This window comes from Aeromicrobium halocynthiae (genome assembly GCF_039531385.1).
GTDB classification, from domain to species: domain Bacteria; phylum Actinomycetota; class Actinomycetes; order Propionibacteriales; family Nocardioidaceae; genus Aeromicrobium; species Aeromicrobium halocynthiae.
In genome coordinates this window covers 758,508-781,270 of the sequence record NZ_BAAAPY010000001.1, presented here as the reverse complement: position 1 = coordinate 781,270, position 22,763 = coordinate 758,508, and the positions used below count along the sequence as shown (strand labels likewise).

Below are 22,763 nucleotides of genomic sequence, written 5' to 3'. Positions count from 1 at the left end.
ACTGTTACGCTCGCGGGCACCGTGACTCCGGGTTAGTTTCGGGGTCCAGCCACGTGAGGAGCGACATGGGTGACATCGGGTTCAAGCTGAAGGTCCTGCGGCGGATCGGCATCATCCAACCCACGTCCCCGGCTCGCGGCCTGAAGGCGGCCAAGGCGCTGCGCACGTGGGGGCCCGGCTTCCCGTCCGGCGTGGCCGCCACCGCGGCTCGCTTCCCGCAGCAGACCGCGATCCACGACGACGCCGGCGACATCACGTGGGGCGAGCTCAAGGCCGACATCGACCGATACACCCAGGCCCTGAAGGACCGAGGCGTCGGTCCTGGCGTCTCCGTCGCGGTGCTGCAGCGCAACCACCGCTACCTGGTGATGACGCTCGTCGCCGTCATGCAGGCCGGCGGCCGCTTGCTGCTGCTGAACACGATGGCCAGCTCCTCCCAGCTGACCGAGCTCACCAAGCGCGAGGGGGCGGAGCTCGCCGTCATCGACTCGGAGTTCCTCGAGGTCGCCAAGAACATCCCTCGCGAGTCGATCGTGCTCGCCTGGGCCGACGACGACGCCCCGGACGACCTCCCGACGGTGGCCTCGATCAGCGCGGACATGCCGTCCGACCCCCACGACAAGCCCGAGAAGTCGGGCCAGATCATCATCTTCACCTCCGGCACGACCGGCCTGCCCAAGGGCGCGCGCCGCGAGGAGCCCAAGGACCTCAAGCCGCTGCTGGCCTACTTCGGCGCCATCCCGTACCGCGGCAACTCCACCGTCGTGCTGGCCGCGCCGTTGTTCCACTCGTGGGGCCTGATCAACTTCGGGTTCGGGTTGTCGACGGCACCGACGTACGTCCTGCGCCGCAAGTTCAGCCCCGAGCAGGTCCTGAAGGACATCGAGACCTATCGCGCGCGCGTCCTCGTCGTGGTGCCGCTCATGATCCAACGCCTCGTCGACGCCTCGAGCGAGGCGATCGAGAAGCGCGACGTCTCCAGCCTGGAGATCACCGCGTCGAGCGGGTCGGCGCTCGCCGGCGACCTCGCGAACCACTTCATGGACCTCTTCACCGACTCGGTCTACAACTTCTACGGCGCCACGGAGACCGGCTGGGTGACCATCGCCAGCCCCGAGGACCTGCGCGCCGCCCCTGGGACGGCCGGGCGCCCGCCGTGGCGCACCACCGTCAAGATCCTCGACGAGAACGGCAAGGAGCTCCCGCAGGGCGAGACCGGCGTCATCCACGTCGGCAACGACATGCCCTTCGGCGGGTACACCGACGGCAACTCCAAGTCCTTCGCCGACGGGCTCATGCACACCGGCGACCTCGGCTACTTCGACGAGGACGGTCGGCTCTTCGTCGCCGGTCGTGACGACGACATGATCATCTCCGGTGGCGAGAACGTCTTCCCGCGCGAGCTCGAGGACGCCCTCATCGAGCACCCGGCCATCTCCGACGTCGTGGTCACGGGCGTGGACGACCCCGACTGGGGCCAGGCGCTCGCGGCGTACGTCGTCGTCAAGGACGGCCAGGAGATCGACGCCGACGGCGTGATCGCGCACGCCAGGGAGCACGTGGCGCGCTTCGCCGTCCCGCGCAAGGTGACGTTCCTCGACGAGCTGCCGCGCAACCCCACGGGCAAGGTCATGAAGCGCGAGCTCCCGGACCCGGCCTGAGCGACTCCTCTGGTCCGCTGTGGCAGGCTGACCACGTGAGGACGACGGTCGAGGACCACGCGCGGACGCGGCCGGACGGCGCAGGCACGTGAGGGTCGTCGACCGCATCGACCGGTTCCAGCGCGACCACCCGGTCATCGGCTTCCCGATCGCGGTGATCTACAAGTACTTCGACGACCAGGGACCCTACCTCGGCGCGATCATCGCCTACTACGGCTTCATCGCCATCTTCCCGGTCCTGCTGATCTCGACGTCGATCCTCGGATTCTTCCTCGACGGTGATCCCGGTCTGCGTGACCGACTGCTCGACACCGCGCTCGCGCAGTTCCCGATCGTGGGCGACCAGCTCGGTCGCCCGGAGGGGCTGCAGGGCAGCACGAGCGCCGTCGTGATCGGTTCGCTCGTCGCGCTCTACGGCGCCACGGGACTCGGGCAGGCGAGCCAGAACGCCGCCAACGTCGCCTGGGCCGTGCCGCGCAACAGTCGCGCCAACCCGTTTCTCATGCGGCTGCGCAGCCTGATCTTCCTGGCCATCGCGGGTCTGGGGATCCTCGCCCTGGCCGTCGCGAGCTCGGTGCTCGCCAACATCACCATCTTCCCGACCCAGGACGCCGTCTGGGTCCAGCGCGGCATCCAGGTCGTGCTCTTCGTGTTCACCGTCGGGATCTTCGTCGGCCTGTTCCGCCTGGTGAGCCTCGGTCGGGCCGGCATCCGTGCGGTGCTTCCGGGTGCCGTCGTCTCGGCGGTCGGCTGGCAGCTCCTGCAGGTCCTCGGCGGCATCTACGTCTCCGCGATCATCACCCGCACCAGCCAGATGAACCAGACCTTCGCGCTGGTCCTCGGTCTGGTGGCCTTCCTCTTCCTCGCCGCGCTCGTGGCGGTGATCGGGCTCGAGGTCAACGTCGTGCTGCGGCGTCGTCTCTACCCGCGCGCGCTCCTGACCCCGTTCACCGACAACGTCGACCTCACCCGCGCGGACAAGAAGGCCTACACGATGTACGCCAAGGCGCAGCGTCACAAGGGCTTCCAGCACATCGAGGCGCGCTTCGACGAGGACTGGCAGACCATCGAGCAGCCCGCGGTCGGTGAGTCGGTGGAGCCGCCTCGACGCGTGGAGGACCCGGCGGCGCACTAGGCTGTGGGACGTCGCGGCCGTGCTGCGACGACCGGACTCCTGCGACAGAAGGACACGCTCATGCCCACGGGCAAGGTGAAGTGGTACGACGCCGAGAAGGGCTTCGGCTTCCTCTCCTCCGACGAGGGAGGCGACGTCCACGTGCGCGCTGATGCGTTGCCTGAGGGCGTCGAGACCTTGAAGTCCGGCACGCGGGTCGAGTTCGGGATCGCGCAGGGGCGACGTGGCGACCAGGCGCTGCAGGTGCGCGTGCTCGAGCGCGCCGGCACGGCGCGGCCCGCCGCGCCGACCAAGCGCAAGAAGCCCGAGGAGATGGTGACGATCGTCGAGGACCTCATCCGCGTCCTCGACGGTCTCGGGGAGGGCTACCGGCACGGTCGCCACCCCGATCGCAAGGCGGCCCGGCCGGTGGCGCAGCTCCTGCGCGGTCTGGCCTCGGAGCTTGACAGCTGAGGGGCTCGACGGCTGAGGGGCTCGACGGCTGAGGGCCGACTCCTGAGGGCTCGCAGGTCGGGTGGTGACGCCGTGACCACCGGTGGCGTACGTTGACGGTTGAACCGTCAACCGTCCGATGCCGAGGGCCACGCCATGAACACCTACACGATCGCGGACATCGAGTCGCGCCTCGTCCCGAGCGAGCGCATGCCCGTGCTCTTCGTCGGTCACGGCACGCCGATGCACGCCATCAGCGACAACGACATCACGCGCACGTGGGTCCGTGAGGGAGAGCGGCTCCCGCGGGCACAGGCGATCGTCGTGGTCAGCGCGCACTGGCAGACCCCGGGGTCGACTCGCATCACCGACGCGCCCCGCAACCGCGTCATCCATGACTTCTGGGGGTTCCCCGACGAGCTGTTCGCCGTCGACTACCCGACCGAGGGCGATCCGCGCGTCGCTCGCATCCTCGGGCGCGCCCTCGCCGCGTACGAGGCCGCCCTGGACGACCAGTGGGGCCTGGACCACGGTACCTGGAGCGTGCTGCGCTTCCTCGACCCCGCCCCGACGGTCCCTGTGCTGCAGGTCAGCCTGGACCTCTCGATGCCGCTGCCGGCGCAGTACGAGATGTTCACCCGGCTGCGGTCCCTTCGGCGGCGCGGCGTGCTGTTCATCGGCAGCGGCAACATCGTCCATGCGCTCGGCCGCGTTCGCTGGGAGGGTGGAGCGCCGTGGGACTGGGCCGAGCAGTTCGACGCCGACACCGCCGACGCGCTGCGCGAGCGGCGGGTCGATGCCCTGGTCGACCCCTTCGGCACGTGGGCCGAGGCCCGGATCGCGGTCCCGACCGACGACCACTACCGTCCGATGCTCGCCTCGCTCGCCCTGCTCGAGCCGACCGAGGACGTCCGGTTCTTCAACGAGACCATCGACCTCGGCGCGATCGGCATGCGCAGCTTCGTCTCCGCCTGACCTCAGCTCCCGCGCGTGCGGTGCGCGTCGCGGATGACGTAGGCGAACCACGCGGTGAGCACCACTGCGACGGCGATCATGGCCACCGTGAGGTCGACGTCGGCGGTGAACAGGCCGATGCCGACGAGCCCGCCGATCACCCAGGACAGCTGCAGGAGGGTCTCCGACCGTCCGAACATGCTCGTGCGCACCTCCTCTCGCACGTCGCGCTGGATGAGGGCGTCCAGGCTGAGCTTGCCCAACGACTGGCAGAGGCCTGCCGTCAGTCCGAGGAGGGACGCGACCGGCCAGACGAAGAACAGTGCGGCCACGACGAGCACCGCGACGTCGAGCGCCAGGACCGCGAGCACGACCCGGTGCGGGCTCCGTGACTTGGTCACGTTGCCGATGACCACGCCGAGGGTGTTGCCGACGCCGGCGGCACCGATCACCAGTGCCATCAGGACCGTCGCGTTCCCGGTCCAGCCGAGGCTGTCCGGCGGCTCACGGAGCGTGAAGGCCATGAAGATGGTGAGGAAGCCGGTGATGAGCCGCAGCCCGGCGTTGCTGCGCAGGGCGTCGACCACGTGCCGCGTGATGGAGATCCCGCGACGTCGCCCGCCCATCTCGGCGAGGTCGACCTGCTCCTCGCCGTCGCTGGAGTCGACGCGCGGGGGCAGCAGGATCGCGAGGATCGTGCCGATCACGAACAGCACGAAGGCGTACCGCAGCGCCCAGGGGGCGCCGATGGTGGCGGCGCCGACCGCCAGCGGGGCGGAGATCGCCGCGGCGGCGGTGCCGGTCAGCGAGATGCGGGAGTTCGCCTTCACCAGGGTGAACGCCGGCGGCAGCAGGCGCGGGACGGTGGCCGCTCGAGTGACGCCGTACGCCTTCGAGGCCACGAGGCAGCCGAGGGCGGCGAGGTAGAAGGCCGGCGACTCGTCGACGACCGCACCCGCGAGCACCCAGCAGCAGAACGCACGGATCGCCAGCGTGCTGCCGATCGCCCACCGACGACCGCGGCGGAACCGGTCGAGGAAGGGTCCGATCAGTGGGGCGACGATGGCGAACGGCAGCATCGTCAGCAGCAGGAACAGGGCCACCTGGCCGGCGGCCTGCTCGGTCGGGACCGTGAAGAACAGGGTGCCGGCCAGTGAGACGGCGATGGCCGCGTCGCCGGCGGTGTTGAACGCGTGCAGCTCGAGCAGTCGCGACAGGCCGCTCTCTCCTGCACCGCCGGAGTGGGTGAAGCGACGCGCTCCGTTCACGGCCCCGACACCGCCTCGCGCGACGAGCCGACCGGTGCCGAGGGAGATGCGCTTGGCGGTCCCGGCCGAGCGCGCCACCACGGACCCGCGGCGCCCGCCGCCCGTCGGCGGATCGACCTCGGACCCGCGCTGCGCGTCGTCGGGGGCAGTGGGGACCGAAGGCCCGTCTCCGCGCAGCCGGTCCCACCCGTCCTGGCCGGGCGGATCGTCGTCGTCGGCCATGGGCTCATCCTGCCCCACCCCCGGCCCGGCGGCCGGTCACGACATGGGCGAGGATGGGGGCATGTCCAGTGACGCCGTTCTCGCCGATGCCGTCGACGCCGCGCGCGCGGCGCTCGAGGACGTCGTGGAGCCTGCCGACGTCGGTGAGCACCTGCGCGCCGTGCCCGAGGGCGAAGGGCTCCTGACGCACCTGTTCGTCTGCACGCAGCCCGGCTACCGCGGGTGGACCTGGGCGGTCAGCCTGTCGCGAGCGCCGCAGGACGACGCCCCCGTGACGGTCAACGACGTCGTCCTGCTGCCCGGTGACGACGCCGTCGTCGCGCCGCCGTGGACGCCGTACCGGGAGCGCATCCAGCCCGGCGACCTCAGCCCGGGCGACATCCTCCCGCCCGAGGAGGACGACGCCCGGCTGGTGCCGGCCTGGTCGGCGGGGGACCACCTCGAGACGCTCGACCGGTACTTCGCCCGTGAGGTCGGTCTGGGTCGCGAGTGGGTCCTGTCCTTGGAGGGCCGCGACCTGGCGGCGCAGCGCTGGCAGGACGGTGACCAGGGTCCGGACACGCCACTGGCCAAGCAGGCCCCCGGCCGGTGCGACTCGTGCGGCTTCCTCGTGAGCCTCGCCGGGCGCCTGGCCGACCGCTTCGGCGTGTGTGCGAACGGCTCGGCCAACGACGACGGGCGCGTCGTCGCCCTCGACCACGGTTGCGGCGCCCACTCCGGGGCGCGGCTGAGCCGCTCGGCCGGGCCGCAGAAGCTGCCCGAACCCACGCTCGACACCGTCACGGTCGACGACGTCGACGATCTCTGAGCCGTCCCCGCGAGGCCGGCGCGACGTGAGGCGTCCGGAGCAGCGGTGCGAGGGGGCGCAGGCCCATGGTTGCAAGATGCCATTGATGGGGTCGACGTCGGCTCGCGCAGCGCCCCTCCTGGTCCACGAGGCCGAACCGGCCGACGGACCGCCGGCCTGAGTCAGCGCGCCCGACGGCGACCGGGCTGGTGGGCGAGGGCGTTGCGGCGCCGACGGCAGTACTCGATGCCGATGAGGCCCAGGCCCAGGCCGGCCAGCGAGGCCCAGACCCACCAGGTCCGCCCCTGCTGCTCGAGCGTCCCGAGGAAGGGCAGGAGGGCGACGGTGGCGACGCCCCACAGGATCGTGCCGATCGTCATCGTGCGGACGCCGTCGAGGTCCATGGGCTCGACGGCCGCGACGCGGTGCGTCGTGCGACCGATCTCGAACTCCTCGACGTCGGGACGGCCCAGCTCGTGGCGGCGCGCGGCGCGCTCGAGCCGCGCCCGTTCCCGGTGCCCGAGCTTGCGCTCGATCGTCTCCGGGCCGTCACCGGCGCGCACGACCATCTCGTCCTCGTCCACGCGCCCAGACTACCGGTCGGTACGGCCGGCGGGCAGGCGTCGTGGGCGGCTGGGAGGATGGCTCCGATGAATCCCCGTCGTCGCCGCCTCCTGATCCCCGGACTCCTCGTGGTGCTCCTGGTGGTCGTGGCCGTCGTGTCGTTCTCGCGCGGGGCGTGGGCCGTCGAGGCCGTCCCCGACGTCGAGCCCCTCGGCGTCGTCGACGACGCGCGCATCACCGAGTCCAGCGGGCTCGCGCTCAGCACCGACGACCCCGACCTCGCCTACACGGTCAACGACTCCGGCAACACCGACGCCGTCTACGCCGTCGAGCTCTCCAGCGGTGCGATCGTCGGGGTCACCACCATCAGCGGCACCGACTGGGTCGACACCGAGGCGCTCGCCCTGCACGACGGCACCCTGTGGGTGGCCGACGTCGGCGACAACGCCGGGGTGCGCGACGAGGTCACGCTGTACTCGCTCGACGAGCCCGGTCGCGGCGACTCGACGGTCGCGCCGCGACGTCACCGGCTCCAGCACCCCGGCGGTCCGGTCGACGTCGAGTCCCTCGCTGTCGACCCCACGTCGGGTCGCATGCTCCTGGTCACCAAGCAGCTGCTCGAGGGGTCGTTGCTCGCGCTGGCTCCCGATCCTCCGGTCGAGGAGGTCACGACCCTCGACGAGGTCGGCATCTCGACGCTCTCGCTGGCCACCGACGCGGCCTGGACGCCCGACGGCCGCCATCTCGTGGTGCGCAACTACGGCGAGGCCCAGGTCCTCGACCCCGACTCCGGGGACGTGGTGACGACGTTCGCCCTGCCCGAGCAGGAGCAGGGCGAGACCCTCGCCGTGGCTGCCGACGGCGGCTCGATCGTCATCGGCACCGAGGGTCGCCCCGCCCCGCTGCTGCGCGTCGCCCTCGACCTGCCGGAGCAGCAGCCGGGTCGTGGGGCGCTCGAGAACACCTCGGCGACCGAGCCCACCCCCGGAATCCCCGACGAGGAGATCGGCCGCCGCTGGCTGACGCCGGTGCTCTCCCTCGTGGCTCTCGGGGTGCTGGCCCTCGTCACGGTGTGGATGGAGCGCTCGCCCCGACGTCGCACCAAGCGTCGCCGCCGTTGAGTCGCCGAGCCGGCGGCGACAGACGTGACGGGCCGTTCACCATCGCAGGCTCGGCCTCTGGCATGCTCTCGCCATGGCCAGCACCGCACCCACCGCAGGATCGGCACCCGCGATCGACCGCTTCTTCCGCATCTCCGAGAGGGGTTCGTCGGTGGGCAGGGAGGTGCGAGGCGGCGTCGTCACCTTCTTGACGATGGCCTACATCATCGTGCTGAACCCGATCATCCTGTCCGGCGTCGCCGACGCCGACGGCAACTACCTCGGTGGCGGGTCGGAACCGGGCTCGGGGTTCGCGACCATCGCCGCCTGCACGGCCCTCGTCGCCGGCATCCTCTGCCTCCTGATGGGTGCCGTGGCGAACTTCCCCCTCGCGATGGCCGCCGGCCTCGGGCTCAACGCGTTCGTCGCCTACTCGGTCGCCACCCAGATGACATGGGCCGACGCCATGGGGCTCGTGGTGCTGGAGGGGATCATCATCCTCGTCCTGGTGCTGACCGGCTTCCGCAAGGCCGTCTTCGACGCCGTCCCGCGTGAGCTCAAGACCGCCATCGCGGTGGGCATCGGCCTGTTCATCACCCTCATCGGTCTCGTGGACGCCGGCTTCGTGCGCACGACCGGCAACGCCGCGCCGCCGATCGGTCTCGGCATCGACGGCGCGCTCGCCGGCTGGCCCGTGCTGGTCTTCTGCTTCGGCCTGCTGCTCATGCTCTCGCTCTACGCCCGCGGGGTCCCCGGTGCGATCCTCATCGGGATCATCGCGACCACCGTGCTGGCCGGCGTCGTGCAGGCGTTCACGGACACGCCCGCGAGCGGCGGTCAGGCCGACTCCACGGGCTGGAACCTGAACGTGCCAGGCCTGCCGGACTCCTTCGTGGACGTGCCGGACTTCTCGCTGCTCGGTGAGTTCAGCCTGTTCGGCTCGGTGGAGCGCATCGGCATCGTCGCGGTCTCGTTGCTGGTCTTCAGCCTCCTGCTCGCCGACTTCTTCGACACGATGGGCACGATGACCGCGATCGGCGCCGAGGCCGACCTCAACGACGAGGACGGCACGCCCGAGGGGGCGCAGCGGATCCTCATCGTCGACTCGATCGGCGCGATGGCCGGCGGCGCTGCGGGAGTCTCGAGCAACACCTCCTACATCGAGTCCGCGTCCGGCGTCGGCGACGGTGCCCGCACGGGTCTGGCCAGCATGGTCACCGGCGTGCTGTTCCTGGCCGCCACGTTCCTCACGCCGCTCGTGGCGAACATCCCCAACGAGGCGGCCGTCCCGGCACTCGTGCTCGTCGGCTTCCTGATGATGAGCCAGGTCACCGGCATCGACTGGACCGACGTCGAGATCGCCATCCCGGCGTTCCTCACGATCGTGCTCATGCCGTTCACGTACTCCATCGCCGCCGGCATCGGCGCGGGCTTCGTCGCCTTCGTGCTGCTCAAGGTGGTGATGGGTCGCTACCGCGCGGTGCACCCGCTGATGTGGGTCGTCGCCGCGCTGTTCGTCGTCTACTTCGCGATCGACCCGATCACGGGCTGGCTCACCTGACCCCGGCGCGCCTCGTGTGCCTGTGGTGCGACGAGGACCGGTCGCGGCGGGCCGTCACTCCGTTACCGTGAGCGACATGCGCATCGAGCTCGGAGACAAGAAACCCACCGTCGACGACACCGCCTGGGTGGCGCCGAACGCGACCCTCGCCGGCTCGGTGCGGATCGGTGCCGGTGCGAGCATCTGGTACGGCGCGGTGCTGCGCGCCGACAACGAGCCGATCACGATCGGCGCCGACTCCAACGTCCAGGACAACTGCGCCTTCCACGTCGACAAGGGCAAGCCCGTCACCCTCGGCGAGGGCGTCTCGGTGGGTCACGGGGCCGTCGTCCACGGCGCCACCATCGGCGACCACGTCCTGGTGGGCATGGGGGCGATCGTCATGAACGGGGCCGTGATCGGCGACGAGACCCTCGTCGCGGCCGGCGCGCTGGTCACCGAGGGCATGGAGGTCCCGCCCCGCTCGCTCGTCGCCGGGGTGCCGGCCAAGGTGCGCCGCGAGCTCACCGACGCCGAGGTGGCGAAGCTGCACCAGAACGCGGTGATCTACACCGAGCACCGCGACCTGCACCGCGACGGCGTCGTCAGCGACTGACGCGGCGGGTCGCACCACCTACAGGCGCTCGACGACCCAGTCGACGCAGCGGGTGAGGGCCTCGACGTCGTCGGGATCGATGTTCGGGTACATCGCGATCCGCAGCTGGTTGCGACCGAGGCCGCGGTAGCCGGCGAGGTCGAGGATGCCGTTCTCGCGCAGGACATCGACGACGGCGTCGGCCGAGACGCCCTCCAGGTCGATCGTGGCGACGACGCCCGAGCGGTCGGCGGGGTCGGGCACGAACGGACTCGCGTACTCCGACGCGTCGGCCCACCCGTAGACGCGGGCCGCCGAGTCCGCGGACCGGGCGACCGCCGCGTCGAGGCCGCCGGCGCGGTTGTAGACGTCGAGCTGGTGGGCCATGAGGAAGAACGTCGCGATCGCCGGGGTGTTGTACGTCTGGTCCTTGCGCGAGTTCGCGACGGCCGTGGTCAGGTCGAGGAACCCCGGGACGTGCCGCCCGGACGCCTTGACGGCCTCGGCGCGCTCGATCGCGGCAGGCGACATGAGCGCGACCCACAGGCCGCCGTCGGAGGCGAAGGCCTTCTGCGGGGCGAAGTAGTACGCGTCGGTGGCGCCGAGATCGACCGGTAGCCCACCGGCGCCGGACGTGGCGTCGGTGAGGACGAGCGCACCGTCGTCGGCCCCGGCGACCCGCTCCACCGGAACCATCACGCCGGTCGACGTCTCGTTGTGCGCCGCGGCGTAGACGTCGACGCCCGCGGTCGCGTGGTGGCGGGGTGCGGTGCTGGGCTCGGACTCCAGGACCTCCGGGTCGGCCAGGAACGGCGCCGCCGCGACACCGCGGGCGAACTTGCGCGTGAACTCGCCGTGGACGAGGTGCTGGCTGCGCTCGCGCACGAGGCCGAAGACCGCCGCGTCCCAGAACGCGTGGGTGCCGCCGACGCCGTAGACCACCTCGTGCCCGTCGGGCACGTCGAAGAACGTCGCCAACCCCTCGGTCACCCGGCCGACCAGCGAGCGCACGGGGGTCGCGCGGTGGGACGTGCCCATGAGCGAGCGGCCGGTGTCGGCCAGCGCCTGCAGCGCGGCCGGATCGACCTTCGAGGGTCCGGAGGCGAACCGTCCGTCGCGGGGGAGGAGGTCGGCGGGGATCTGCACCCCGCCATCATGACAGCCGGGCGCCGGGTGCCGCCCGCGAGAGCAGCCGCCCCACTCCGCGTGAGGCCGGTCCCACCCGTCACCTTCGTCACACCAGGTGGCCCGGCTCACAGCGCACCCCTACGATGCCCCCTATGGCATCAGACTCCGGCTCCGGCGTTGGCCCGGAGGCGACGGTCGCCGTCCCCCTCTCCGAAGGCTTCGACCACGAGGTCGCGGAGTGGGAGAAGGCCACCGCCGCCGTCCTGCGCAAGACCAAGCGGCTCGGCGACGACGCCCCCGACGCGGACGTGTGGGACCTCCTGGCCACCACGACGCTCGACGGCATCGTCGTCCCACCGCTCGGTACGCCGCAGACGTCCCGCGACGTGCCGGACCCGGGCCTGCCCGGCCGCGCGCCGTTCACGCGCGGCGCCGTGGTGGAGCGCGAGCTCGACGGGTGGGACGTGCGCGCCTGGTTCACCGACCCCGACGTCGACCGCACGGCCGAGCACGTCGTCACCGACCTCGAGAACGGCGTCAACTCGCTGTGGATCAGCGTCGGCGACGGCGCCGTCCCGCTGGAGGCGCTCGGGCAGGTCCTGGAGCCGGTCTTCCTGGACCTCGCGCCCGTCGTGCTCGACGCCCCCCTCGATCCGCTCGCGGCGGCCCAGGCGCTCGACGCCGTGCTCGAGGACCGCGCCGTCGACGCCGCGCCCGGCACGTCCTTCGGTGCCGACCCGCTCGGCGCCCGCCTGCGCGGACTCGGAGCGAGCGACGTCGACCTCGCCGTCCAGGTCGCCGAGATCGCCGCCCGTCGCGGCGTCGGGGCGATCGTCGTCGACGGCACCGCCGCGCACGACGCCGGAGCCTCCGACGTCCAGGAGCTCGCCTGGACCCTGCTCGCCGGTGCCACCTACCTGCGCGCGCTCACCGAGGCCGGCGTCACGGTCGACGACGCCGCACGACTCCTCGACCTGCGCCTCGCCGTCACCGATGAGCAGTTCCCCTCGATCGCCAAGCTGCGTGCCTCGCGCCGACTCTGGGGTCGCCTGCTCGAGCTGTCCGGCGTCGCCCCGGAGCACCGCGCTGCCCGCCAGCACGCCGTCACGTCCCGACCGATGATGGCGTCTTACGACCCCTACGTGAACATGCTGCGTACCACGATCGCGTCGTTCGCCGCAGGCGTCGGCGGTGCCACGAGCGTCACGGTCCTGCCCTTCGACGAGCCGCTCGGGCTGCCCGACGCCTTCAGTCGGCGCATCGCCCGCAACACCTCGGCGCTGCTCGTCAGCGAGTCGCACGTGGCCCGCGTGATCGACCCGGCCGGCGGCTCGCACGCCGTCGAGCGCCTCACCGACGACCTCGCCCGCGAGGCGTGGAGCCTCTTCGGGACCCTCGACGCCGCCGGAGACGTCGACGCCGGCATCGAGGCCCTGCGCGAGCGCATCGAGCAGACCGTGCAGGACCGTTCGCTCGCGGTGGCGCGACGCACGCGGCCGCTCACCGGGCTCTCGGAGTTCCCGAACCTGGAGGAGCGGGTGCCCGAGCGTCGTCCCTACGGCCGCGAGGTGCCCGTCGTCCGCTGGGGCCGGGAGTTCGAGGCGATGCGCGACGCGCCGGTCCCCGAGAAGGTCTTCGTCGCCACGATGGGCACCATCGCCCAGCACACCGCCCGGGCCACCTTCGTGGCGAACCTGTTCGCCGCCGGCGGCATCGACACGGTGCCCGGTGGTGCCAGCGAGGGTGTCGACGACGTCCTCGCGGCCTACCGCGAGGCCGGCACGCCTGCCGTGGTCTGCCTGGCCGGCCCGGACGCGCTGTACGCGCAGTGGGGCGCCGACCTCGTCCCTGCCCTGCGTGAGGCAGGGGCGCGCCACGTCGTCGTCGCCGGAAAGGACAAGGCCGTCGACGCCCCCGTCGACGACGCCGCGGCGATGGGGGTCGATGCGTTGGCCTTCCTGCGCCGCACCCGAGAGGAGCTGGCCTCATGACCGTCCCCGCATCCTTCGACGGCCTCCCGCTCGACGGTGAAGCACCGTCCGGCGACCCCACCGACGACACCGCGGCCGCCGTCCCGCAGGCCGAGCCCTGGGACTCCCCGGAGGGCATCGCCGTCAAGAACCTCTACACCGCCGACGACCTCGACGGTCTCGACGGGCTCGACACCTTCCCGGGCCTGACACCGTTCCTGCGGGGCCCCTACCCGGCGATGTACACCACGCAGCCGTGGACGATCCGCCAGTACGCCGGCTTCTCGACGGCCGAGGAGTCCAACGCGTTCTACCGCCGCAACCTGCGGGCCGGGCAGAAGGGGCTGTCGGTCGCGTTCGACCTCGCCACGCACCGCGGCTACGACTCCGACCATCCGCGCGTCAAGGGCGACGTCGGCATGGCAGGTGTCGCCATCGACTCCATCTACGACGCGCGCACCCTCTTCGACGGCATCCCGCTCGACGAGATGAGCGTGTCGATGACGATGAACGGCGCCGTGCTGCCCGTCCTGGCCCTGTACATCGTCGCGGCCGAGGAGCAGGGGGTGAAGCCGGAACAGCTCGCGGGGACCATCCAGAACGACATCCTCAAGGAGTTCATGGTCCGCAACACCTACATCTACCCGCCGGCACCGTCGATGCGGATCATCTCCGACATCTTCGCGTACACCGCCGAGAAGATGCCGCGCTTCAACTCCATCTCGATCTCCGGCTACCACATCCAGGAGGCCGGGGCGACGAACGACCTCGAGCTGGCGTACACGCTCGCCGACGGTGTCGAGTACATCCGTTCGGGCCTCGACGTCGGGCTCGACATCGACCGGTTCGCGCCGCGGCTGAGCTTCTTCTGGGCGATCGGCATGAACTTCTTCATGGAGGTCGCCAAGCTGCGCGCGGCCCGCGCCCTGTGGGCCCGCCTCGTGAGCGACTTCGACCCGAAGAACCCCAAGTCGACGTCGCTGCGCACCCACAGCCAGACCTCGGGCTGGAGCCTGACGGCGCAGGACGTGTTCAACAACGTCCAGCGCACCTGCATCGAGGCCATGGCCGCGACGCAGGGCCACACGCAGAGCCTGCACACCAACGCCCTCGACGAGGCCATCGCCCTGCCGACGGACTTCAGCGCCCGCATCGCGCGCAACACCCAGCTCGTGCTGCAGCAGGAGTCCGGCACCACCGATGTCATCGACCCGTGGGGCGGCTCCTACTACGTCGAGAAGCTCACCCGCGAGCTCGCGAACCGCGCCTGGGCACACATCCAGGAGGTCGAGAAGGCCGGTGGCATGGCCAAGGCGATCGAGGCCGGCATCCCCAAGATGCGCATCGAGGAGGCTGCGGCGCGCACGCAGGCCCGCATCGACTCCGGCGTGCAGTCCGTCATCGGCGTCAACACCTACCGCCTGGCCGACGAGGACCCGCTCGACGTGCTCAAGGTCGACAACGCCTCCGTCTACGCCCAGCAGGTCGCCAAGCTCGAGCGGCTGCGTGCCGAGCGCGACGACGACGCCGTGGAGTCCGCGCTGAACGCCTTGACGCGCAGCGCCGAGGAGGGGGCCCGCCGCGACGGCAGCTTGGAGGGCAACCTGCTGGCGCTGGCGGTCGACGCCGCCCGCGCCAAGGCGACGGTCGGAGAGATCTCCATGGCCCTGGAGAAGGTGTACGGGCGCCACCGCGCCGTGATCCGTACCATCTCCGGTGTGTACCGGACCGAGGCAGGCCAGGGCGGCAACGTCGACAAGGTCCTCGAGGCCACGGCGGAGTTCGAGAGGGCCGAGGGACGCCGCCCGCGCATCCTCGTGGCCAAGATGGGCCAGGACGGCCACGACCGCGGCCAGAAGGTCATCGTGTCCGCGTTCGCCGACATGGGCTTCGACGTCGACGTCGGCCCGCTGTTCTCCACGCCGGAGGAGGTCGCCCAGCAGGCCGTCGACGCCGACGTCCACATCGTCGGCGTCTCCAGCCTCGCCGCCGGCCACCTCACGCTGCTGCCGGAGCTGAAGAAGGCGCTCGCCGACCTCGGCGGCGAGGACATCGTCATCGTCATGGGCGGCGTGATTCCACCCGACGATGTCCCCACGCTCAAGGAGATGGGCGCGGCCGAGGTGTTCCTGCCGGGCACGGTCATCTCCGACTCCGCCCTCACGCTCCTGGACTCGCTGCGCAGCGACCGGCAAGGCTGACGTGGGCCGGCCTGACGAGGTTGGGCAGCCGTGACGGGCATCGACGTCGCGGCCATGGCCGCCGGCGTGCTCGAGGGGCGCCGCGCGGCGATCTCCCGCGCCATCACGTTGGTCGAGTCGAGCCGGGCCGACCACCGCGCGAGCGCTCGTGAGCTGCTCGCCGAGTTGACCCCGCACGCCGGGGGAGCGGTACGGGTCGGCATCTCCGGCGTCCCCGGTGTCGGGAAGTCGACCTTCATCGAGGCGCTCGGCAGTCATCTCGTCGCGCAGGACAAGCGCGTCGGCGTGCTCGCGGTCGACCCGTCGAGCGTCCGCACCGGCGGGTCCGTGCTGGGTGACAAGACGCGGATGGCCGAGCTCGCGGTGAGCCCGAAGGCCTTCATCCGACCCTCGCCGAGCGCCGGCACGCTCGGCGGCGTGGCCCGGGCGACGTCGCAGGCGATGACCGTCCTCGAGGCCGCCGGCTACGACGTCGTGCTGGTCGAGACCGTCGGCGTCGGGCAGTCCGAGATCACCGTCGCCGGGATGGTCGACACCTTCCTGTTCCTGACGATCGCCCGGACCGGCGACCAGCTCCAGGGCATCAAGAAGGGCATCCTGGAGATCGCCGACGTTGTGTGCGTCAACAAGGCCGACGGCGAGCGCGTGCGCGAGGCCGAGGCCACGGCCTCGGAGCTCTCCGGCGCCCTGCGCCTCGTCTACGCCGGCACCAGTGGATGGGTGCCGCCTGTGGTCACCGCCTCCGCCCTCGAGAGCACGGGCATCGAGCGCGTCTGGAACCGACTCGTCCGCCACCGCGAGTTCCTGGGGTCAGCCGGTCTCGCCACCAAGCGAGCGGAGCAGCAGCTCGACTTCACGTGGGCCCTGGTGCGCGACGAGCTCGAGCAGCGGCTGCGCACCGACGAGCACGTGGCCGCCGTGCGCGAGCAGGTGCGCGAGCAGGTGCTCGCGGGACAGATGCCGGCGTCGACCGCGGCCGACCTCGTGCTCGCTGCCTACGACGGTCGCGACCGGCCGCCGAGCGCGGACAGTTGAAGAAGTAACCAGAAAGAGGGCAGGCGAACTAGTTACAAAGGACTAGTGCCTGGGGTACGCTCGTGTACAGCGAACCGATCGACCATCTCGGGGGGATGGTCGGCAACGCACACCGCGACCAGGCCGGCCATCTCGGGGGGGATGGCCGGCCTCGTCGCGATCTCGCCGCGTTCGGCGCGCTGTCGGTCGGGTCAGTTGAGGGTGCTCGGGTCCGGGCCGATGCGCTCGCCGCGATCGATCGCGCTGATGGCGTCGATCTCGTCCTGGGTCAGCGTGACGTCGGTCGAGGCGAAGTTGGAGACGAGCCGGTCGCGGTTCACCGACTTGGGGAAGACGATGTTGCCGAGCGCGAGGTGCCACGCGAGCACCACCTGACCGGGCTCGGCGTCGTGCGCCGTCGCGGCGTCGACGACGGCCTGCTCCTCGAGCACCTTGCCCTGGGCGAGCGGGCTCCACGCCTCGGTCGCGATCCCGCGCTCGGCGTGGACCGAGCGCAGGTGCTCCTGCGTGAGGGCCGGGTGGAGCTCGACCTGGTTGACCGACGGGACGCTGAGGCCCTCGTCGACGAGGCGCTGCAGGTCCTCCTCGCGGAAGTTGGAGACGCCGATCGAGCGGACACGGCCGTCGGCCTTGAGCTTCTCGAAGGCCTTGAACGTCTCGACGAACCTGTCGTTGGCGGGGGTGGGCCAGTGGATGAGGTAGAGGTCGAGGACGTCGAGACCGAGCTTGTCCATGCTCGTGTCGAAGGCTGCCAGCGTGGAGTCGTAGCCCTGGTCGTCGTTCCACAGCTTGGTGGTGACGAACAGGTCGTCGCGCGCGATGCCGGACGCCGCGATGGCGGCGCCGACCTCCTTCTCGTTGCCGTAGATCTTGGCGGTGTCGATGTGGCGGTAGCCGATCTCCAGCGCCGTCTCGACGACCTCCTGGGTCTCGTCGGGATCGACCTGGAAGACACCGAGTCCGAGCTGCGGGATGGTGACCCCGTCGTTGAGGGTGATGTCAGGAACAGTCATGACTCCACCGTAGGACGGGCCCACGGGACCCGCAGTGCGTCGCTCAGGCGTCGGCCCAGGCGGGGTTCCAGCCCTCGACCTCGTCGGCGCGACGCTCGGACGGTCCGGTGTAGATCGACGACGGGCGGATGAGCCGACCGGTCTTGTACTGCTCCAGGATGTGGGCGCTCCAGCCGGCGGTGCGCGCGGAGGTGAACATCGCCGTGAACATGTTCGGCGGGACCTCCGCGAAGTCGAGGACGATCGCGGCCCAGAACTCGACGTTGGTCTCGAGGACGCGATCGGGCCGGCGTTCGCGCAGCTCCTTGAGCGCGGCCTGCTCGAGCGCCTCGGCGACCTCGGCACGCGGCGCGGCGAGCTCCTTGGCGGTGCGGCGCAGCGTGCGGGCGCGGGGGTCCTCGGCGCGGTAGACGCGGTGACCGAAGCCCATGAGGCGCTCGCCGGAGTCGAGCAGCTTCTTGACGTAGGCCTCGGCGTCGCCGGTCTTCTCGACCTGCTCGATCATGTGCAGCACGCGCGACGGGGCGCCGCCGTGCAGCGGGCCGGACATCGCGCCGACGGCACCGGAGAGGGCAGCGGCGACATCGGCACCGGTCGACGCGATGACGCGGGCGGTGAACGTGGATGCGTTCATGCCGTGCTCGGCGGCCGAGACGAGGTAGGCGTCGATGGCCTTGGCGTGGTCGGGGTTGACCTCGCCGCGCCAGCGCGTGAGCATCCGCTCCACGATCGATTCCTGCTCGTCGATGACGGCCTGGGGGACCATCGGCTGGCCGACACCACGGGCCGCCTGCGCGACGTAGGACAGGATCATGACGGCGGTGCGGGAGAGGTCCTCGCGCACCTGCTCGGGGGTCTCGATGTCGTACAGCTGGCGCAGACCCCAGGCGGGGGCCGTGAGCGCGATGGCACTCTGCACGTCGGCACGGATGTCGCCGGAGTGCACCGGGATGGGGAACGGCTCGGCAGGGGGCAGGCCCGGCTCGTAGGAGCCGTCGACCAGCAGGCCCCAGATCTTCTCGAACGGCACCCGGCCGACGAGGTCGTCGATGTCGACGCCTCGGTAGCGCAGCGCCGATCCTTCCTTGTCGGGCTCGGCGATCTCGCTCTGGAAGGCGACGACGCCCTCGAGTCCGTGGTGAACCTGCACGTCGTTGTCTGCCATGTCCAGCATTGTGCACCGTGGGCGGCAGGCGGCGTCCCCCGGCTGGTCCCGGCGCGCTCGCCTACCCTGGCGGCATGGAACGTGCCGACCTCGCCACCATGCGCACCGAGTACGCCACGGCGGGCCTGGACGAGCACTCCGCCGGTGACGACCCTCTTGCCCTGCTCGAGCGCTGGCTGGCCGACGCGGTCGCCGCCGGGGTCCACGAGCCCAACGCGATGGCGGTCGCGACGAGCACGCCCGACGGCCGTCCGTCGGTGCGCATCGTGCTGCTGAAGGGGCTCGACGAGCGAGGTGCCGTGTTCTACACCAACTACACCTCCCGCAAGGGCACGGAGCTCGAGACCAACCCGCGGGCCGCAGCGGTCACGCTCTGGCACTCCCTGGAACGTCAGGTACGCATCGAGGGCGCGGTCACGCGACTGTCCGACGAGGAGTCCGACGCCTACTTCGGCTCCCGCCCCCTCGGCAGCAGGCTCGGAGCGGTCGCCTCGCCGCAGTCGCAGGTGCTCGACGGTCGCGAGGAGCTCGAGCGGCGCCTCGCCGAGGCCGAGCGCACGGCCGGGCCCGACGGCCCGACCCGACCGGCGACGTGGGGTGGCTACCGGGTGGCGCTGGAGTCGGTGGAGTTCTGGCAGGGTCGACCGAGCCGGCTGCACGACCGGATCCGGTTCCTCCGCGACGGTGAGCGCTGGCGGCGCGAGCGGCTCGCCCCGTGAGGGGCACCACGAGCTCCTCCCGCAGCGGCGCGACCGCCGACGACGTGCCCTGCCCCTGCGGCAGCGGGACCGCCCTCGGCAGCTGCTGTCGCCCCGTGCTCACCCAGCAGCGGCGCGCCGCCACCGCCGAGGAGCTCATGCGATCGCGCTACACCGCGTACGCCTTGCGCGACGACGACCACGTCTTCCGCACGTGGCACCCACGTACCCGACCCGACGACGTCTCGACGTCCCCGGCCCTCACGTGGACGGGCCTGGAGGTGCTGACCGTCGAGGCCGGCGGGCCGGAGGACGACCACGGCGTCGTGGAGTTCCGGGCCCACTGGTCCACGCCGTCGGCGACGGGAGCGGTGCACGAGTCGAGCCGGTTCGAACGCCGGGCCGGCCGGTGGTTCTACGCCGATGGCGACGCCCTCGCCTGAGGGTGTCAGGCCGCGGAGACCTCGATCCAGACCTGCACGGCCTGGCCGACGAGCTCGCCGCCGGGGGTGTGCAGGGCAGTGGCGGTGTGGAACTTGCGACCGTCGCGACGGGTCACGGCGCCGGACGCGACGAGCGCCTCGCCGACACGCGGACGACGGTTCAGGTGCGCCGTCATCCGGCCGAGGAGCATCAGCTGGCTGGTGAAGTCCGCTGCCCACCCACCGGGGCAGTCGAGGGCCGCCCACGCGACCGGCACGGGGATCATGCCGTCGCCCGCGTCGAACGCTGCGTGCGGCGTCCACGGCCCGACGGTCCGGCCACCGCCGACCGGACCGGTGAAGACCCGCAGGCCGTCGCCCTCGGCACGGGCTGTCCCGCACGTGAAGCAGCGGTCGAACGGGTGGGCGTCGAACCCCTTGTACCCCGCGAGCCCCTCCGCGACCTCGTCCGGCGTCGGCGCCGGCAGGGGGTCGCCGTCGATGCGGCCCGGACTCGCCTGCCCGATCGTCGCGCCCCCGGCGGTCACGAGGGTGAGGTCGTCACCGTGGCGCTCCCACGTCAGCGGGACGTCGAGCGGGGGCGGCAGCCGCAGGGTGCTCGTGACGACGTCGCCACCGTGCACCTCGGCGAGCAGTCCCGCCGCGTAGCCGCCGTTGCCCGACGTCGCCGGACCGTTGAACTGCGCCGGGATCGTCACCATCGGGCCAACCTAGCCGCTCGTGGTTCGTCCCTCAGGACCGCAGTGCCTCGTAGCGGCGCAAGGACTCCTTGCGCTCGGCGGCGTGGTCGAGCATGGGGGCCGGATACTCCTCGGGGGGACGGGAGAGCGTCCACGGCTCGTGGACGGCCTTGCCCTCGACCCCGCGCAGCTCAGGCACCCAACGGCGCACGTAGCGGCCGTCCGGGTCGAACTTCTTGCCCTGCGTGACGGGGTTGAAGATCCGGAAGTAGGGGGCGGCGTCGGTGCCACAGCCGGCCACCCACTGCCACCCGTGCTGGTTCGAGCAGGGATCGCCGTCGACGAGGAGGTCCATGAAGTGCTTGGCGCCGACGGTCCACTCCAGGTGCAGGTCCTTGACGAGGAAGCTCGCGACGATCATGCGCACCCGGTTGTGCATCCATCCGGTCGCTGCCAGCTGACGCATGCCGGCGTCGACGATCGGGAACCCGGTGCGACCGTCCTTCCACAGCTGGAGGTCGCCACCCGGGTGGTCGTACTCCATCCGCTCGAACCGCTTGTCGTAGTAGCCCTCGATGGTGTCGGGCCGGTGGTGCACGACGTCGGCGTAGAACTCGCGGAACGCCAGCTCGCGTCCGTACGCCTCGGCTCCCTTCGACGAGCGCTCCGCCAGGTCGGCCAGGAGGGTGCGCGGGTGGACGTGTCCCCACTTGAGGTGCACCGACATCCTCGATGTGAGGTCCTCGCCGGGCAGGTCGCGGACGTCGTCGTACTCGTCGACGTGATCGAGCCACTCGCGCCAGCGACGGCGAGCTGCCTCCTCGCCGACGGGCGGCAGCTCGAGGCCCTCGGGCGGGTCCACCTCCGGCAGCGCGGTGGTCTCGACGTCGGCCCGGATCCACGGGACGTCCCGGGCACCGGGCGCCGGGTCGCGCCAGCCGTGCTCGAGCCAGGCCCGGTAGAACGGCGTGAACACGCGGTACGGACTCCCGTCGGCCTTGGTGATGCGTCCCGGAGCGACGGCGTAGGCCGAACCGGTGCGCACGAGCTCGACGTCGTCCTCGGCGAGGGCCCGCTCGATCCGCTGGTCGCGCTCGGCCTCGTACGGGGTGTAGTCGGCGGCGACGTGCACCGACGTGGCACCGACGGACCGGGCGACCCGGGGGATCACCTCCCACGGCTTGCCCTTGACGATGGTCAGGCCGATGCGCTCGTCGAGATGAGCTAGCGCGCGCATGAGGTAGGCCAGCCGGGTGCGGCCACCGGGACCCCAGTAGTGCTCGTCGAGCACGAACATCGGCACGACGCCGTCGGGTCCGGCGTCGACGGCGGCCCTCAAGGCCGGGTTGTCGAGCAGGCGGAAGTCGTTGCGGAAGCAGAGCACGGACGTGGCCATGGCCTCCATCCTGCGCGGCGGAACGGCGTGCCGCACGCCATGGAACAATGAGAGGGTGAGCGACCTCATCGACACCACCGAGATGTACCTGCGCACCGTCTACGAGCTCGAGGAGGAGGGCATCGTCCCCCTCCGTGCGCGCATCGCCGAGCGCCTGCACCAGAGCGGACCCACGGTCAGCCAGACGGTCGCCCGCATGGAGCGCGACGGTCTGCTCACGGTCGAGGGCGACCGCCACCTGGAGCTGTCCGAGAAGGGTCGTCAGCTCGCCACGCGCGTCATGCGCAAGCACCGTCTCGCCGAGCGCCTGCTGACCGACATCATCGGACTGGAGATCGAGTTCGTGCACGAGGAGGCGTGCCGCTGGGAGCACGTCATGTCCGAGCAGGTCGAGAAGCGCCTCATGACCCTGCTCGAGCATCCCACGGAGTCGCCGTACGGGAACCCGATCCCGGGCCTCGCCGAGCTCGAGGACGGCTCGCTGGAGGCCGAGGACCCGGCCGAGTTCCTCCTGGGCCTGCAGCCGTTGACCGTCGCCGCCAAGGCGAGCACCGAGCCGCACCGTCGGATCGTGCGACGCATCGCCGAGGAGCTGCAGAAGGACACCGAGGTCATGTCGGTCCTGCGTCGCGTCGGGGCCCTGCCCGGCAACGACGTGCTCGTCTCCGCCGGCCACGACGGCGTCGTCGTCGCCCGCCAGGGCGAGACGGCCGAGATCGACGCCGACGCGGCCCAGCACATCTTCGTCACCTCCTGAGGCCACCGGCCCCCCGGGA

At 71.4% G+C, this 22,763-nt stretch carries 21 protein-coding genes; 14 read left to right on the top strand and 7 right to left on the bottom strand.

Annotation, left to right across the window (positions count from 1 at the left end; genetic code table 11):
- Positions 1-65: 65 nt before the first annotated feature.
- The 4 genes from ABD213_RS03895 to ABD213_RS03880 all read left to right on the top strand — a co-directional run bounded on the left by ABD213_RS03895 (position 66) and on the right by ABD213_RS03880 (position 4,203).
- Complete coding sequence (locus ABD213_RS03895; RefSeq protein WP_344324583.1) at positions 66-1,661, top strand: AMP-binding protein; 1,596 nt, start codon at positions 66-68, stop codon at positions 1,659-1,661.
- 88 nt (positions 1,662-1,749) lie between these two features.
- The gene (locus tag ABD213_RS03890; RefSeq protein ID WP_344324580.1) at positions 1,750-2,796 is read left to right on the top strand and encodes a YihY/virulence factor BrkB family protein; all 1,047 of its coding nucleotides are present in this window, start codon (positions 1,750-1,752) and stop codon (positions 2,794-2,796) included.
- Positions 2,797-2,856: 60 nt separating this feature from the next.
- A complete protein-coding gene (locus ABD213_RS03885; protein WP_344324577.1) occupies positions 2,857-3,249 on the top strand; it encodes a cold-shock protein in 393 nt (130 codons plus the stop codon).
- Between the two features lie 135 nt (positions 3,250-3,384).
- Positions 3,385-4,203 (top strand): dioxygenase family protein, encoded by an 819-nt coding sequence (locus tag ABD213_RS03880; protein ID WP_344324574.1) that lies wholly within the window; start codon positions 3,385-3,387, stop codon positions 4,201-4,203.
- Positions 4,204-4,205: 2 nt separating this feature from the next.
- Here ABD213_RS03880 and ABD213_RS03875 read toward each other — a convergent pair whose 3' ends face one another.
- A complete protein-coding gene (locus tag ABD213_RS03875) occupies positions 4,206-5,672 on the bottom strand; it encodes an MFS transporter (RefSeq protein ID WP_344324571.1) in 1,467 nt (488 codons plus the stop codon).
- 61 nt (positions 5,673-5,733) lie between these two features.
- Between ABD213_RS03875 and ABD213_RS03870 the strand changes: the two genes are divergently transcribed.
- Positions 5,734-6,480: a DUF3027 domain-containing protein gene (locus tag ABD213_RS03870; RefSeq protein WP_344324568.1), complete on the top strand. Its 747-nt coding sequence runs from the start codon at positions 5,734-5,736 to the stop codon at positions 6,478-6,480.
- Positions 6,481-6,641: 161 nt separating this feature from the next.
- Here ABD213_RS03870 and ABD213_RS03865 read toward each other — a convergent pair whose 3' ends face one another.
- On the bottom strand, positions 6,642-7,043 hold the full coding sequence (locus tag ABD213_RS03865; protein WP_344324565.1) for a DUF2530 domain-containing protein: 402 nt from the start codon (positions 7,041-7,043) through the stop codon (positions 6,642-6,644).
- Positions 7,044-7,109: 66 nt separating this feature from the next.
- On the opposite strand from ABD213_RS03865, the gene ABD213_RS03860 reads away from it, so the two are divergent.
- The 3 genes from ABD213_RS03860 to ABD213_RS03850 all read left to right on the top strand — a co-directional run bounded on the left by ABD213_RS03860 (position 7,110) and on the right by ABD213_RS03850 (position 10,279).
- A complete protein-coding gene (locus ABD213_RS03860; protein ID WP_344324562.1) occupies positions 7,110-8,144 on the top strand; it encodes an SdiA-regulated/phytase-like domain-containing protein in 1,035 nt (344 codons plus the stop codon).
- Between the two features lie 73 nt (positions 8,145-8,217).
- Positions 8,218-9,684, top strand: a complete 1,467-nt coding sequence (locus ABD213_RS03855; RefSeq protein WP_344324559.1) for an NCS2 family permease — start codon at positions 8,218-8,220, stop codon at positions 9,682-9,684.
- A gap of 76 nt (positions 9,685-9,760) precedes the next feature.
- Positions 9,761-10,279, top strand: coding sequence for a gamma carbonic anhydrase family protein (locus ABD213_RS03850; RefSeq protein ID WP_344324556.1), 519 nt, complete (start codon positions 9,761-9,763; stop codon positions 10,277-10,279).
- Between the two features lie 18 nt (positions 10,280-10,297).
- Here the strand turns inward: ABD213_RS03850 and serC are convergent, their stop codons facing one another.
- Positions 10,298-11,404 (bottom strand): phosphoserine transaminase, encoded by a 1,107-nt coding sequence (gene serC, locus ABD213_RS03845; RefSeq protein WP_344324553.1) that lies wholly within the window; start codon positions 11,402-11,404, stop codon positions 10,298-10,300.
- 134 nt (positions 11,405-11,538) lie between these two features.
- On the opposite strand from serC, the gene ABD213_RS03840 reads away from it, so the two are divergent.
- Genes ABD213_RS03840 through meaB form a run of 3 tightly spaced genes read left to right on the top strand, consistent with a single transcriptional unit; the run spans position 11,539 to position 16,592 of the window.
- Positions 11,539-13,377 (top strand): methylmalonyl-CoA mutase family protein, encoded by a 1,839-nt coding sequence (locus ABD213_RS03840; protein WP_344324550.1) that lies wholly within the window; start codon positions 11,539-11,541, stop codon positions 13,375-13,377.
- Positions 13,374-15,557, top strand: coding sequence for a methylmalonyl-CoA mutase (gene scpA / locus ABD213_RS03835; protein ID WP_344324547.1), 2,184 nt, complete (start codon positions 13,374-13,376; stop codon positions 15,555-15,557). The genes ABD213_RS03840 and scpA overlap by 4 nt, the downstream gene beginning before the upstream one ends.
- 30 nt (positions 15,558-15,587) lie before the next feature.
- Positions 15,588-16,592: a methylmalonyl Co-A mutase-associated GTPase MeaB gene (gene meaB / locus ABD213_RS03830; protein ID WP_344324545.1), complete on the top strand. Its 1,005-nt coding sequence runs from the start codon at positions 15,588-15,590 to the stop codon at positions 16,590-16,592.
- Between the two features lie 191 nt (positions 16,593-16,783).
- Here the strand turns inward: meaB and ABD213_RS03825 are convergent, their stop codons facing one another.
- The gene (locus tag ABD213_RS03825) at positions 16,784-17,605 is read right to left on the bottom strand and encodes an aldo/keto reductase (protein WP_344324542.1); all 822 of its coding nucleotides are present in this window, start codon (positions 17,603-17,605) and stop codon (positions 16,784-16,786) included.
- A 43-nt stretch (positions 17,606-17,648) separates the two neighbouring features.
- On the bottom strand, positions 17,649-18,770 hold the full coding sequence (locus tag ABD213_RS03820) for a citrate synthase 2 (RefSeq protein ID WP_344324539.1): 1,122 nt from the start codon (positions 18,768-18,770) through the stop codon (positions 17,649-17,651).
- 74 nt (positions 18,771-18,844) lie between these two features.
- Between ABD213_RS03820 and pdxH the strand changes: the two genes are divergently transcribed.
- Both pdxH and ABD213_RS03810 read left to right on the top strand, forming a co-directional pair.
- A complete protein-coding gene (gene pdxH, locus ABD213_RS03815) occupies positions 18,845-19,489 on the top strand; it encodes a pyridoxamine 5'-phosphate oxidase (protein WP_344324536.1) in 645 nt (214 codons plus the stop codon).
- A complete protein-coding gene (locus ABD213_RS03810; protein WP_344324533.1) occupies positions 19,486-19,911 on the top strand; it encodes a YchJ family protein in 426 nt (141 codons plus the stop codon). Before pdxH ends, ABD213_RS03810 begins: the two co-directional genes overlap by 4 nt.
- A gap of 5 nt (positions 19,912-19,916) precedes the next feature.
- Here ABD213_RS03810 and ABD213_RS03805 read toward each other — a convergent pair whose 3' ends face one another.
- On the bottom strand, positions 19,917-20,612 hold the full coding sequence (locus tag ABD213_RS03805) for a hypothetical protein (RefSeq protein ID WP_344324529.1): 696 nt from the start codon (positions 20,610-20,612) through the stop codon (positions 19,917-19,919).
- A gap of 31 nt (positions 20,613-20,643) precedes the next feature.
- Entirely contained in the window at positions 20,644-21,987 is a 1,344-nt protein-coding gene (locus ABD213_RS03800) for a cryptochrome/photolyase family protein (protein WP_344324526.1), read from the bottom strand.
- 55 nt (positions 21,988-22,042) lie between these two features.
- Between ABD213_RS03800 and ABD213_RS03795 the strand changes: the two genes are divergently transcribed.
- The gene (locus ABD213_RS03795) at positions 22,043-22,744 is read left to right on the top strand and encodes an iron-dependent transcriptional repressor DtxR (RefSeq protein WP_344324523.1); all 702 of its coding nucleotides are present in this window, start codon (positions 22,043-22,045) and stop codon (positions 22,742-22,744) included.
- Positions 22,745-22,763 lie beyond the last annotated feature (19 nt).